The sequence below is a fragment of the Pandoraea captiosa genome (assembly GCF_902459775.1).
Lineage (GTDB): Bacteria > Pseudomonadota > Gammaproteobacteria > Burkholderiales > Burkholderiaceae > Pandoraea > Pandoraea captiosa.
On the sequence record NZ_CABPSQ010000004.1, the window covers coordinates 339,789 to 353,625 of the forward strand.

General features: G+C 61.8%; 10 protein-coding genes. 8 read left to right on the plus strand and 2 right to left on the minus strand.

The features are described from left to right. Nucleotides 1-126: 126 nt before the first annotated feature. From aceE to lpdA, 4 genes are all read left to right on the plus strand, one after another. On the plus strand, nucleotides 127-2,814 hold the full coding sequence (gene aceE, locus PCA31118_RS14945) for a pyruvate dehydrogenase (acetyl-transferring), homodimeric type (RefSeq protein ID WP_150625928.1): 2,688 nt from the start codon (nucleotides 127-129) through the stop codon (nucleotides 2,812-2,814). A gap of 96 nt (nucleotides 2,815-2,910) precedes the next feature. Beyond that, complete coding sequence (gene aceF / locus PCA31118_RS14950; RefSeq protein WP_150625929.1) at nucleotides 2,911-4,614, plus strand: dihydrolipoyllysine-residue acetyltransferase; 1,704 nt, start codon at nucleotides 2,911-2,913, stop codon at nucleotides 4,612-4,614. 75 nt (nucleotides 4,615-4,689) lie between these two features. Next, the gene (locus PCA31118_RS14955) at nucleotides 4,690-5,271 is read left to right on the plus strand and encodes an Ntn hydrolase family protein (protein WP_044457978.1); all 582 of its coding nucleotides are present in this window, start codon (nucleotides 4,690-4,692) and stop codon (nucleotides 5,269-5,271) included. A 20-nt stretch (nucleotides 5,272-5,291) separates the two neighbouring features. Continuing rightward, nucleotides 5,292-7,076 carry a dihydrolipoyl dehydrogenase gene (gene lpdA, locus PCA31118_RS14960; protein ID WP_150625930.1) on the plus strand — a complete coding sequence of 595 codons (1,785 nt, stop codon included), beginning with the start codon at nucleotides 5,292-5,294 and terminating at the stop codon, nucleotides 7,074-7,076. 258 nt (nucleotides 7,077-7,334) lie between these two features. Here the strand turns inward: lpdA and PCA31118_RS14965 are convergent, their stop codons facing one another. Further along, on the minus strand, nucleotides 7,335-7,895 hold the full coding sequence (locus PCA31118_RS14965) for a phasin family protein (RefSeq protein WP_044455404.1): 561 nt from the start codon (nucleotides 7,893-7,895) through the stop codon (nucleotides 7,335-7,337). 506 nt (nucleotides 7,896-8,401) lie between these two features. On the opposite strand from PCA31118_RS14965, the gene PCA31118_RS14970 reads away from it, so the two are divergent. From PCA31118_RS14970 to pbpG, 4 genes are all read left to right on the plus strand, one after another. Beyond that, the gene (locus tag PCA31118_RS14970; RefSeq protein WP_150625931.1) at nucleotides 8,402-9,343 is read left to right on the plus strand and encodes a histone deacetylase family protein; all 942 of its coding nucleotides are present in this window, start codon (nucleotides 8,402-8,404) and stop codon (nucleotides 9,341-9,343) included. A 44-nt stretch (nucleotides 9,344-9,387) separates the two neighbouring features. After that, nucleotides 9,388-10,410, plus strand: a complete 1,023-nt coding sequence (locus PCA31118_RS14975) for a DMT family transporter (RefSeq protein ID WP_150625932.1) — start codon at nucleotides 9,388-9,390, stop codon at nucleotides 10,408-10,410. A 61-nt stretch (nucleotides 10,411-10,471) separates the two neighbouring features. After that, nucleotides 10,472-11,278 carry a nitroreductase gene (locus tag PCA31118_RS14980; protein ID WP_150625933.1) on the plus strand — a complete coding sequence of 269 codons (807 nt, stop codon included), beginning with the start codon at nucleotides 10,472-10,474 and terminating at the stop codon, nucleotides 11,276-11,278. A gap of 188 nt (nucleotides 11,279-11,466) precedes the next feature. Next, on the plus strand, nucleotides 11,467-12,735 hold the full coding sequence (gene pbpG / locus PCA31118_RS14985; protein WP_150625934.1) for a D-alanyl-D-alanine endopeptidase: 1,269 nt from the start codon (nucleotides 11,467-11,469) through the stop codon (nucleotides 12,733-12,735). A gap of 190 nt (nucleotides 12,736-12,925) precedes the next feature. Here the strand turns inward: pbpG and PCA31118_RS14990 are convergent, their stop codons facing one another. Then, entirely contained in the window at nucleotides 12,926-13,753 is an 828-nt protein-coding gene (locus PCA31118_RS14990; RefSeq protein ID WP_150625935.1) for an IclR family transcriptional regulator, read from the minus strand. Between the last annotated feature and the right edge of the window lie 84 nt (nucleotides 13,754-13,837).

The following is a 13,837-nucleotide window of genomic DNA, read 5'->3' on the forward strand; positions in this document are numbered from 1 at the left end:
GAAATTTCGCTTGCGAAGGCAGGAAAATCCTTCGTACAATGCCCCGGTAAAAAATGCCGGTAGGCCCGTCCATGAAGCGGGTTACGACCATTACGCCAACCCGCTAACGACAGACAAGGAGACACCATGTCCGCCGTACCTGAAGAAGCCCTGAAGATCGTATCCCCTGCGGACGCCGATCCCCAAGAAACGCAAGAATGGCTGGCCTCGCTCGAAGGCGTGCTGGCTGCCGAGGGACCGGAGCGTGCACACTACCTGCTCGAGAAGCTGATCGAGTTCGCCCGCATCAACGGCGAACACCACCCGTTCTCGGCCAACACCCCCTACATCAACACCATCCCCGTCGACCAGCAGGCGCGTATCCCGGGCGATCAGGACATCGAGCACAAGATCCGCTCGTATACGCGCTGGAACGCGATCGCGATGGTGCTGCGTGCGGGCAAGGACACGAACGTCGGTGGTCACATCGCCTCGTTTGCCTCGGCCGCAACGCTTTACGACGTTGGTTTCAATCATTTCTGGCACGCGCCGTCCGACAAGCACGGTGGCGACCTGGTGTTCGTGCAGGGTCACTCGTCGCCTGGCGTCTATAGCCGCGCGTTCCTGCTCGGTCGTCTCGAAATGACCCAGCTCGAGAATTTCCGCCAGGAGGTGGATGGTGGCGGTCTGTCGTCGTACCCGCACCCCTGGCTGATGCCGGACTTCTGGCAGTTCCCGACGGTCTCGATGGGCCTGGGCCCGATCATGGCGATCTACCAGGCGCGTTTCATGAAGTACCTCGAGTCGCGCGCGATCGTGAAGACCGAAGGCCGCAAGGTCTGGGCTTTCCTCGGCGACGGTGAAACCGACGAGCCGGAATCGCTGGGCGCGATCGGCATGGCGGGTCGTGAGCAACTCGACAACCTCGTGTTCGTGATCAACTGTAACCTGCAGCGCCTGGACGGCCCGGTGCGCGGTAACGGCAAGATCATCCAGGAACTCGAATCGGAATTCCGTGGCGCAGGCTGGAACGTCATCAAGGTGATCTGGGGCAGCCGCTGGGATTCGCTGCTCGCCCGCGACAAGCAAGGGCTGTTGATGAAGCGCATGATGGAATGCGTGGATGGCGAATATCAAACGTACAAGTCGAAAGACGGTGCTTACGTTCGCGAGCATTTCTTCAACACGCCGGCGCTCAAGGCCATGGTTGCCGACTGGTCGGATGAAGACATTTGGGCGCTGAACCGTGGTGGCCACGATCCGCACAAGATCTACGCCGCCTATCAGGCCGCCACGACCCACAAGGGGCAGCCGACCGTCATCCTCGCCAAGACCATCAAGGGCTATGGCATGGGTGAAGCCGGTCAGGCCATGAACATTACCCACCAGCAGAAGAAGATGCCGGTGGAGTCGCTCAAGAAGTTCCGCGATCAGTTCAAGCTGCCGATCTCGGACGACCAGATTGCCGACGTGCCGTATCTCAAGTTCGAGGAAGGCTCGAAGGAACTGGAATACATGCGTGCGCGCCGTATGGAGCTGGGCGGCTACCTGCCGCAGCGCCGTACTAAGGCGGCTTCGCTGCCGGTGCCGGCACTGAGCGCGTTCGATGCACTGCTCAAGGCCACCGCCGAAGGCCGCGAAATTTCCACGACGATGGCGTTCGTGCGCATTCTGAACGTACTGCTCAAGGATAAGGCGTTGGGTCAGCGTATCGTCCCGATCGTGCCGGACGAATCGCGTACCTTCGGCATGGAAGGTCTCTTCCGTCAGATCGGTATCTGGAGCCAGGTCGGTCAGCGCTACATTCCGCAGGATCAGGACCAGCTGATGTTCTACAAGGAATCTGAGAATGGTCAGATTCTGCAGGAAGGCATCAACGAAGCGGGGGGTATGTGTGACTGGATCGCTGCCGCAACGTCGTATTCGACGCACGGCGAGACGATGATCCCGTTCTACATCTTCTATTCGATGTTCGGCTTCCAGCGTATCGGTGATCTGGCCTGGGCGGCAGGCGATATGCGCGCTCGCGGGTTCCTCGTGGGCGGCACGGCCGGGCGTACGACCCTGAACGGCGAAGGTTTGCAGCACGAAGACGGTCACTCGCTGCTGTGGGCGTCGTCGATTCCGAACTGCCTGCCGTACGATCCGACGTTCGCCTATGAACTCGCCGTGATCGTGCAGGACGGTCTGCGTCGCATGGTGCAGGATCAGGAAGACGTGTACTACTACTTGACGGTGATGAACGAAAACTACGCACACCCGGCAATGCCGGAGGGTGTGGAGAACGACATCCTGAAGGGCATGTACGCGTTCCGTCGCGGTACCGACAATGCCAAGGCGCCGCGCGTGCAGCTGCTCGGTTCGGGCACGATCTTCAACGAAGTGATTGCTGCTGCCGAGATGCTCAAGAACGATTGGGGCGTGGAATCGGATCTGTGGAGCTGCCCGAGCTTCACGGAACTGGCGCGCGAAGGCAACGACGTGGCCCGCCATAATCTGCTGCACCCGACCGAGACGGCCCGTCTGTCGCACGTCGAGAAGTGCCTTAACGATACGCGTGGTCCGGTTATCGCTTCGACCGATTACATCCGTACGTATGCAGAGCAGATTCGTCCGTTCGTTCGCGGACGTTACGTGGTGCTGGGCACCGACGGTTATGGCCGCTCGGATACGCGCGAAAAGCTGCGTCACTTCTTCGAGGTCGATCGTAACTGGGTCACGGTCGCTGCCCTCAAGGCGCTCGCCGACGAAGGCACGCTGCCGGCCAGCAAGGTTGCGGAGGCGATTGCCAAGTACAACCTGGATCCGAATAAACCCAACCCGATGACCGTCTAAAGGCACGCCACGTGCAGCGCGCGTCTGCCGGCCGCCCCCCAGCGGCAGGCGGGCACGTGGTGCACGTCAGGCGTAGCCCAGAGGAGACTGTGGAAAATGAGTCAAGTGATCGAAGTGAAAGTCCCGGATATCGGTGACTTCAAGGACTTGCCCGTAATCGAAGTGCTGGTGAAGGCGGGCGACAAGATCGACGCCGAGCAAGCCCTGATCACGCTGGAGTCGGACAAGGCAACGATGGACGTGCCGAGTCCCGCCGCAGGCGTCATCAAGGCGCTCAACCTGAAGGTGGGCGATGAAGTGTCCGAAGGGTCTCTCATCCTGACGCTCGAGACGGCGAACGGCTCGGGCGCGCAAGCGAACGGTGCGGCTGCACCGGCAACGGCACCCGCTGCCGCGCCTCAAGCTGCGCCGGCACCGGCCGCAGCGCCTGCCGCTGCGACTTCGGCCACCGCATCAGCGCCGGCCCCGGCAGCTTCGGGCGGTACGAGCAAGATCGACGTCAAGGTGCCGGATATCGGCGGTTACGACGACGTGCCCGTGATCGAGGTGCTGGTGAAGGTGGGTGACACCGTCACCGCCGAGCAGTCGCTCGTGACGCTGGAGTCGGACAAGGCGTCGATGGACGTGCCGAGCCCGGCAGCTGGCGTGGTGAAGGAATTGAAGGTGAACGTCGGCGATAAGGTCTCCGAAGGATCGTTGATCCTCGTGCTCGAAGGGGCTGCTACGGCGTCCGCTTCCTCTGCAAAGGCCGCAGCACCCGCTGCAGCGCCGGCGCCGGCCGCTCCGGCCGCTCCGTCCGTCGCACCGGCACCAGCACCGGCCCCGGCTGCAGCAGCCCCCGCGACTGCTGCGCCTGTTGCCGCACCGGGCAGCCAGCCGATCAGCCATGCCAGCCCGTCGGTGCGCAAGTTTGCGCGCGAACTGGGCGTCGATGTCACGCAAGTGAAGGGCACGGGTCCGAAGGGCCGCGTCGTCGTCGAGGACGTACGCAACTTCGTCAAGAGCGCGCTCGCAGGCAACCGACCTGGGGCAGCAAGCGCAGCGCCGGCTGGTGGTGGCGAACTCAACCTGTTGCCGTGGCCGAAGGTCGACTTCGCGAAGTACGGGCCGGTCGAGCCGAAGGCACTGTCGCGCATCAAAAGGATTTCCGGCGCGAACCTGCATCGCAACTGGGTAATGATCCCGCACGTCACGAACAATGACGAAGCCGATATCGGCGAACTCGAAGCGTTCCGCGTGCAGTTGAACAAGGAAAACGAAAAGGCCGGCATCAAGGTGACGATGCTTGCGTTCGTGATCAAGGCTTGCGTGCTGGCCCTGAAAAAATTCCCGACCTTCAACGCGAGTCTCGACGGCGACAACCTCGTCTTCAAGCAGTATTTCCACATCGGATTTGCTGCCGACACGCCGAACGGTCTTGTGGTGCCGGTCGTTCGCGACGCCGACAAGAAGGGCGTGTTCGAGATCGCTCGCGAAACGTCGGAGTTGGCAAAGCTCGCGCGCGAAGGCAAGCTCAAGCCGGACCAGATGCAAGGTGGTTGCTTCTCGATTTCGTCGCTTGGCGGTATCGGCGGCACGACATTCACGCCGATCATCAACGCGCCGGAAGTGGCCATTCTGGGCCTGTCGCGTTCCTATCAGAAGCCGGTGTGGAATGAGAGCAAGCAACAATTCCTGCCGCAACTGACCCTGCCGCTGTCGCTGTCCTACGATCACCGCGTGATCGACGGCGCTGAAGCTGCGCGCTTCAATGCTTATCTGGGCCAGCTGTTGGCGGACTTCCGTCGCGCGATGCTGTAATGGCATGGGCCGCCGGTCGCGCATGAGCGTACCGGCGGTTCGCGCAGGCTTCTGATTCTGGACGGGGAGGGCAGCATGACCACCGTAGTCGTCGTCAAGAAGGCGGGCGAGATCGCCATTGCCGCCGATTCGCTCGTCACATTTGGCGACACTCGGCTCTCGCAATCCTACGAAGAGAACCGCAAGGTTTTCCTCGTGGGCGATTCGTATGTCGGTCTGGCCGGCACGACGGCTCACTTTCCGGTGATGCGGGCCATTCTCTCCGGCATGGCGGACGAATGCCGTCTGCATTCGCGTGACGAGGTCTTTCGCACGTTCTGTCGCGTCCATCAGAAGCTCAAGGAAGAGTATTTCCTCAACACGAAGGAAGAGGAGGACGACCCGTACGAGTCGTCGCAGATCACCAGCGTGATCGCGAATCCCACAGGGATCTACGGGGTTTATTCCTACCGGGAAGTATTTGTTTTCGATCGGTTCTGGGGGATCGGCTCAGGGCGCAACTTCGCGCTCGGCGCCATGTATGCCCTCTACGACCAGGATCTGAGCGCACGTGCCATCGCCGAGGCTGGCGTCAAGGCAGGGGCCGAATTCGACAAGAGTTCGTCGGGCCCGTTTCAGGTGCATGCGTTTCCGATCGATACCACCATCAAGTCATAAATGCGACAGGGAGACCCCGCATGAGTCTCATTGAAGTCAAAGTGCCGGACATCGGTGCAGAGGGCGTGGATGTCATCGAAGTGATGATCAAGCCCGGCGACAAGATCGCCAAGGATGCGTCGCTCATTACGCTGGAGTCCGACAAGGCCTCCATGGAAGTGCCGTCCGAAGTGGCGGGTACTGTCAAGGAAGTGAAGATCAAGGTTGGCGATAAAGCCAGCGAAGGTACGCTGATCGCGATCGTCGAAGCCGAAGACGCCGCCACTACCAAGCCAGCCAAGCCGGCCGAGCCGGCAGCGGCACCGGCCGCGGCACCCGCTGCCGCGCCTGCACCTGCGGCAGCGTCGAGCGCCCCGGCTCCGGTGGCCGCCAAACATACCGGTGCGGCCGATATCGAATGTGAAGTACTCGTGCTGGGCGCGGGACCGGGCGGATACTCGGCAGCGTTTCGCAGCGCTGATCTGGGGCGCAAAACGGTGCTTGTCGAGCGTTATGCCACGCTGGGCGGTGTCTGCCTGAACGTGGGTTGTATCCCGTCGAAGGCACTGCTGCACACCGCAGCAGTGCTCGAAGAGGCGCAGTCGCTCGGCCATCACGGCATTTCCTTTGCGAAGCCGGAAGTCGATCTCGACAAGCTGCGCGCCTACAAGGAAAGCGTGGTCGGCAAGCTGACCAGCGGTTTGGCCGGCATGGCCAAGATGCGGAAGGTCGAAGTCGTCCACGGTGTCGGCACGTTCCTCGATGCCAATCACGTAGAGGTCGTCGACAAGGACGGCAACAAGCGTGTCGTGAAGTTCGGCCAAGCGATCATTGCGGCCGGCTCGCAAGCGGTGAAGCTGCCGTTCCTGCCGGAAGATCCGCGCATTGTCGATTCGACCGGCGCGCTCGAACTGCGTCAGATCCCGAAGAAGATGCTCGTTATCGGTGGCGGAATCATCGGTCTGGAAATGGCAACGGTCTATAGCGCACTTGGCGCCGAGATCGATGTCGTGGAAATGCTCGATGGTCTGATGCAAGGCGCTGACCGCGATCTGGTCAAGGTCTGGCAGAAGATGAACGAAAAGCGCTTTGGTCGCGTCATGCTCAAGACCAAGACGGTGGGCGCCGAAGCGAAGGCCGACGGTATCTACGTGAAGTTCGAGGGCGAAGCCGCCCCGGCGGACGCACAGCGCTACGACCTCGTGCTGGTGGCCGTGGGCCGCAGCCCGAACGGCAAAAAGATCGGTGCGGAGAATGCCGGCGTGGTAGTCGGCGATCGCGGGTTCATTTCGGTGGACAAGCAAATGCGCACGAACGTGCCGAACATTTTCGCCATCGGCGATATCGTCGGTCAGCCGATGCTTGCACACAAGGCCGTGCACGAAGCGCATGTGGCAGCGGAGGCCGCCGCAGGCGAGAAGGCTTATTTCGACGCGATCCAGATCCCGTCGGTGGCCTATACCGATCCGGAAGTGGCCTGGGCGGGCAAGACCGAAGACCAACTGAAGGCCGAAGGCGTGAAGTACGGCAAGGCGGTGTTCCCGTGGGCGGCGTCGGGGCGTGCGATTGCGAATGGGCGTGACGAGGGCTTCACCAAAGTTCTGTTCGACGAGGAGACGCATCGCATCGTGGGCGGCGCCATCGTTGGCACGCATGCAGGCGATCTGATCGGCGAACTGTGTCTGGCCGTCGAAATGGGCGCGGACGCCGTCGATATCGGCAAGACGATTCACCCGCACCCCACGTTGGCCGAATCGGTCGGCATGGCCGCAGAGATCTACGAAGGGGTTTGCACCGACGTGCCGCCGCCGCGCAAGAAGTCATAAAACGCCTTTGCGCGCGAGCTATGTCGGGAAGAAGCCGCCATTCCGAAAGGGATGGCGGTTTTTTTGTCGTGAATCGACACGCAACCTGCGCTGCAGGAAGGGCCGGGCAGCCAAAAAGAAAAACCCGGCGCGAGGCCGGGTTCGAAAGGTACCTGCGGTACCGAGGAGACAACTGGATGTAGTGACCGCTTGGGTTGCTAGCGCAACGGACACAGCGACAAACCGTTGGCGTCCCTCGTCAAGGCAGGACGCGCTCGATTACTTCTTGGCGCTGGCAGCACGCGACGCCTGAGCCGCAGCCTTCGAGGCGACATTGGTCGCTGCAGCGAAGTTCGTCTCGGCGATTTCCACAGCTTGCTTGGTCGCCTTCTGGACACTGTCGAATGCGCTGTTGGCAGCGGACAGTGCCGACTTGGCGAGTGCCACTGCCGACTCCGAACCGGCCGGGGCGTTCTTGGCCAGGTTGTCGAACAGTGCTTGCACGTTCTGCGAGCCTTCGGCCAGTTGAGCTTCGGCCACCTTGGTCACTTCGGCTTGCGTCGACGAAGCGATTTCGTACAAGTGACGACCGTAGGCGAGCGCCTTTTCGGCTGCCGGTTGAACGAGGTTGGCTTGCAGAGCGAGCAACTCTTGCGCGTCCTTTACGGCGAATGCCTTCTGGGCGGTCGAAGCGGATTCGGCCAGCGATGCCTTCACGGCTTGCAGGTTCAGCTCGACCAGCTTTTCAACGCCTTCGAAGGCTTTGTTGGTCAGGCCAAACAGGGTTTCCAGATTGGCTTTATGGGCGGCGGCGAGTTGCTCGGGGGTCAGAAACGACATGGCGTTCTCCTATGATGTCAAACACAACATATGGACCCGCTCCGTGTTCGCTCGTTGGTTCTCACCTTATGGCGGTGAAACCACGGTTGGGGCCTTCTCAAATTCGGTGCAATTCTTTTTGTGCATCGCACAATTGCTAGTGTAGAGATATTTTTTCTGCTGTCAAGTGATTTTTGTGCGGTGCACAAATTCAACAAAAGCTTAAAAAATCAAAAACTTGGGATCCCGTGGCAGAACCCGTGCATCGCGTTGCGGTGGGCATTCGAGATCCCCAAAAGCCTTGGTGGATGCGGCTCTGCGGCGGGATTTTTCCCTCGGTTTGCACTGAATTAGTGCCTCCGCACCCGTTGCCGGGCGATGGTACTATCGATGCGTTCCGGCACTGGCGGGCGGTCACGTGAATCTGGCAAGCGCTTGTTTAGCGTGCAGCCTCACGCGCACCGTCCGCCGGTGCCGCTGTCATTCAACGCGCTCTCGCACGTCGCACTCACTGGCCATCCGCATCGATGCAAGCGTTTTACAGCGATCATTTCGTGCTTCCGTTGCCGCCCGGACACCGGTTCCCCATGGAGAAGTACGCCCGCCTGCGAGAACGCGTCGCACGCGAGTTGCCGGACGTCGCGTTGGTTGAAGCATTACCTGCCGATGACGCCATGCTTGTGCGGGTCCATTCGCCGTCATACGTGGCCCGCGTGAGTGCGGGTGAGTTGGATCCGAAAGAGCAACGCAGCATTGGTTTTCCGTGGTCTGCCCAGATGGTGGAACGCTCACGCCGCTCGGCAGGCGCGACAGTGGCGGCGTGCCGCGCAGCCCTTGTCGATGGCGTGGCGGCGAACCTGGCAGGCGGTACCCATCACGCGTACGCCGATCGCGGTGAAGGTTTCTGTGTTTTCAACGACGCCGCCGTGGCGGCCCGTGCCATGCAGGCCGAACTCGGGCCGGGCACGCGTGTGGCGATCATCGATCTCGACGTACACCAGGGGAATGGCACCGCCGCCATTTTCGAGCGCGACCCGAGCGTTTTCACACTGTCTCTGCACGGCGAGCACAACTATCCGTTCCACAAGGCGAGCGGAGATCTCGACGTCGCACTGCCGGACGGCTGCGGCGATGACGAATACCTCATCGCGCTTGGTCAAGCCCTGACGGACCTCTTCGCGCAGTTCAACCCGTCGCTGGTCATTTATCTGGCAGGCGCCGATCCGTTGGAAAACGACCGTCTCGGGCGGCTTGCCCTTTCTCATGACGGTTTGCTTGCACGCGATCAACGTGTGCTCACGGCGTGCGCCGAACGCGGACTGCCGGTCGCCATCGCCATGGCGGGGGGCTATGGCCGGGATATCGATCAGACGGTTGCCGCGCACTTCGCCACAATCCGTCTTGCGAGCCGGTTTGCGCGGACGCAGCGTCGCGAATCTCGCGCCTATGCCGATGGTGCCCTCGCATGAGTGAGCACAGAACCCTGCCGCCAGCCGCCCCGAACGCCGTCAATATGAGAACTGAAGCGAAGCACGAGCGCGGTGCCATCTGGGCCGCGACCATGCCATGGTGGTTCGTGCTGATCTGGAGCACCGGTTTCATCGTCGCCAAATATGGCATGCCGAACACCGAACCGCTGACGTTTCTTGCCTGGCGCTTCGGTTGCACGCTGGTCGTGATGTTGCCAGTTGTGCTGCTAACGCGCACGCCCTGGCCGAGGCGCGGGATGAATGCCCGCGATGCCGGCAACGCCGTCCCCACCGCGCGTATCGATGGTATCGGTGGTATCGGTGGTATCGACTGGCCGTTGCTCATGCATCTGGCCGTCTCCGGCATTCTGATTCAGGCGGTATATCTCGGTGGCGTCTGGGCGGCGATCAAGCAGGGTGCGCCAGCGGGGCTGGCTGCGCTGATCGTCGGCATTCAACCGTTGTTGACGGCACTTTTTGCCCGCGTCGTCGGTGAGCCGGTTTCGCGGCGCCAGTGGCTCGGCCTGTTGTGCGGGTTTGTTGGCGTCGGACTCGTGGTCGCGAACAAGGTGGGCGTTCGCGGCGTAGGGGCGGGGACGATAGCGTTATGCGTCCTGAGTCTGGTCGCGATCACCGCAGGGACGCTGTATCAGAAGCGCTACTGCGCACAATTCGACTTGCGTGTGGGCACGGTCGTACAGTTTGGCGCGGCCTTTGTTGTGACGCTGCCCGCCGCATGGGCGCTGGAAACGATGGAAGTGCGCTGGAACGCCGAAATGATCGGCGCGCTGGCGTGGTCGGTGCTGGCCCTGTCGATCGGCGCGATCTCGCTGCTCTTTCTTCTCATTCGCCATGGCGCGGCGACCAAGGTGTCGAGTCTGATGTATCTCACACCACCGACGACTGCCGTCATGGCGTGGCTGCTGTTCGGGGAAACGCTCTCGCCGTTGAGCGCGGCCGGTATGGTCGTGGCTGCCCTCGGCGTCGCGCTTGTCATCGAGCGGCGAGCGGCGGGGAGCGCGCCGGCGTCGTCATCCTCCCCCTCGCCACCTTCCTCGGCCCCGTAAGCGTGGCTTCGCCATGCGTTTGCAGTGGTTTTCCGTGGTTTTCCGTTGTGAGTCGATGTCCATGAAACACCCACCATCCCGTACGGACGCTGCGCTTCAGATCAACGACACAGCGGCAACGTCGCACGTGCACCCTGGGGCTGGGGAAAGTACGCATCCCGCCTCTGTCAACGACAACGCGGGGTTGCGCGTGGAATATGTCGACGAGGCGATTCGCAGTCGACGCTCGATCCGGGCCTATTTGCCGACACCGGTGCCGCAAGCCACCGTGGCGGAAATACTTTCGGTCGCTTCGCGCGCACCGTCCGGTAGCAACATTCAGCCGTGGCAGACCTACGTACTGACCGGCGAAGCACTGAAACGGTTGACGACGCGCTTGCTGGAAGCCTTCAACGATCCGGCCCAGCGTGTAGTGCACCAGGAGGAATACGCGTACTACCCGCGCGAGTGGACGCAGCCGTACCAGGCCCGACGTCGCAAGGTGGGCTGGGATTTGTATGGTCTGCTGGGCATCGGACGCGCGGACAAGGCGCGCATGCACAGTCAGCATGCACGCAACTTCACGTTCTTCGACGCGCCGGTCGGGCTGCTTTTCACGATCGACCGGCATCTCGAACAGGGAAGCTGGCTGGACTACGGCATGTTCCTGCAAAGCGTGATGGTGGCGGCACGGGCCAGGGGGCTCGACACTTGCGCCCAGGCGGCGTTTGCCACGTTTCATCAGGTGATTGCTGCGGAACTGCGTTTGCCTGAGACCCGGATGGTGGTGTGCGGCATGGCAATGGGTTACGCCGACCCGAACGCCGTGGAAAACGGGCTCGTCACGGAGCGTGCGCCCCTCGATGAGTGGGCGCATTTTTTGACCTGATGCAACAGGGGGAGTTGGCGTTATTTGGCAATTGTTGGCAAGTGTGCAAATCGCCGCGTTGCGCTGCACAAAACTGCCAGATGCCGGTTTAAGTATTTCAGCTAAGTCATTCATATTGCTTATTTTTTCGGAAGTTACTAAACTTCTCCCAAACTTGTTGCCTGCCAACCTCACGCTACTCCCAATCTATGTACGCGATCACCACCCTTGCGCGTCTGTGCCGCTCCCGTCTCTGGGGTGCTGCCGTCGTGGCGATCTCGCTCGCCGCCGGTACCCCGGTCGTCGTTCACGCCGCCGGTAAGACGAGCGAATGCTCGCCCAAGACGGCCAAGACGGCTGCTCAGAAACGCGCGTGCGCGAACCCCAAGGCGACGAAGGCCGTCGTCACTTCCAAATCCGGTGCCAAAGGCGCTGCCACCGCGTCTGCCGCTCGTGAAGTCAAGAGCGCCAAGGCCGGCGGCAAAGCGCGCAAGCTCGCGACCGTCGACGACGACGGACCCGCAGCGAAAAAGGTGGCCGTCAAACGCGTTGTCTACAAGAACGGCAAGCGTCGTGTGGTGACGTCGTATCGCACCGTCAACTTTGCGCCGCAAGCGCCGGAGCGTCTGTCGACGGGGCGTGCTTTCGGTCTGCATGAAACGCCTGATGCGCTCGCGCTGCGTTCGTCGGTCGCGTATGTCGTTGACGAGCGCACCGGCGAATCGCTGTTCGACAAGAACTCGCAAGCCGTGCTGCCCATCGCGTCGATCTCGAAGTTGATGACCGCCATGGTGGCGCTCGATGCCGGCATTCCCATGACCGATGTCATGGAAGTGACGGACGAAGATCGCGACTACGAGAAGGGCACGGGTTCGCGTCTATCGGTCGGATCGCGACTCTCGCGCGAAGACATGCTGCACATTGCCCTGATGTCCTCGGAGAACCGCGCGGCGGCTGCCCTGTCGCGTTACTTCCCGGGCGGTCGTCCGGCGTTCCTCGCCGCGATGAACGCGAAAGCCAAGCAACTGGGCATGAACGATACGCACTTCAACGACCCGACCGGGTTGTCGAGCCAGAACGTGTCGAGTGCGCGGGACCTCGTGAAGATGGTCAAGGCAGCGTACCAGTACCCGATGATTCGCCGTTTCTCGACGGACAGCAATTACGACGTGAACACCGGACGTCGTGAATTGCATTACGTCAGCACGAACCACCTCATTGGTCATTCGGGCTGGGAGATCGGGCTGCAAAAGACGGGCTACATCAACGAAGCGGGTCAGTGCCTCGTGATGCAAGCCAACGTCGACGGCCGTCCGGTGATCATGATTCTGCTGGACTCGACCGGCAAGTACTCGCGCTTTGCCGATGCAACGCGCGTTCGCAAGTGGCTGATGGAAGGCGGCGGCACGACGCCGCAGCGCACGGCAGGCACCACGCCGACTGCGCAGGTCGCGACCAACAACGGACACGCGCTGTAATTCGTGATGCTTTTGCCGTAGCCCCAGCGGTCTGCGGAAATGGAAAGGCGCTCCCGAGGGAGCGCCTTTTTGTTTTCACCGTCGACGCGCTTCGCACCTCGCGCGTGGCCCGCGCGTACTGCGACATCGGGCGACGGGGCCAGGCCGAGCCGCCCGCATAAGCGCGCCACGGCCGCTGCCCGCAGCCAGATCACTCCGCCGTTGCCACGTGCGACATGCCGCCGCCGGCGTCGGGGCTCGGCGCATGGAACCCGAGCGACGACGAAATTTGCAGTGCCGTTTCGTTCAGATTCGCGAGCCAGGCATCTTGCAACCGATCGGCGGGGGCCGAAAGCGAAAGCCCGGCCACAAGCTTGCCGCTGTCGTCGTAGATGCCGGCAGCGATGCACCGCACACCCAATTCGAGCTCTTCGTTATCCCGCGCGTAACCCGACTTGCGCACATGCGTCAGTTCGCGTTCGAGTTTTTGCAAATCCGTGATGCTGTTGCGCGTGTGGCCCGACAAACCGGTGCGGGTGGCGTAGGCGCGCACGCGCGACGCTTCGTCGGCGGCGAGGAACAACTTGCCGACCGATGTGAGGTGCAGCGGCGCGTGGCCGCCGATGGCACGTACGACCTGCATGCCGGAGCGTTCGCTGTAGGCGCGTTCGATATAGACGATTTCGTCGCCCTGACGCACCGACAAATTGACCGTCTGCCCGGTAATGCGATGCAGCCCTCGCATGGGCGTGAGTGCGGCGTCACGCACGGAGAGTCGGGCCTTGACCAGATTGCCGAGTTCAAGCAATCGCATGCCGAGACGGTACGTCCCCGGATCGCAGCGATCGACGAAGCGGCACGCCACCATGTCGTTCAGGATCCGGTGTGCCGTGGATGGATGGAGTTCCGTGGCTTGCGCCAACTCCTTGAGACTCACGGGATCGGCATGTCCGGCCAGCGCATCGAGCAGACGCATCATGCGCTCGATTACCTGAATGGACGTGCGCGACTCCGCGCCTTGGCTGATGTCGTCTTTCATGAGGTAGGGCCGAGTTTCGTATAGCGTCGATTTTATATCATATGGTGAAAAATTCGCACCCCTTGCGTAGAGGAGTTCTGCGAA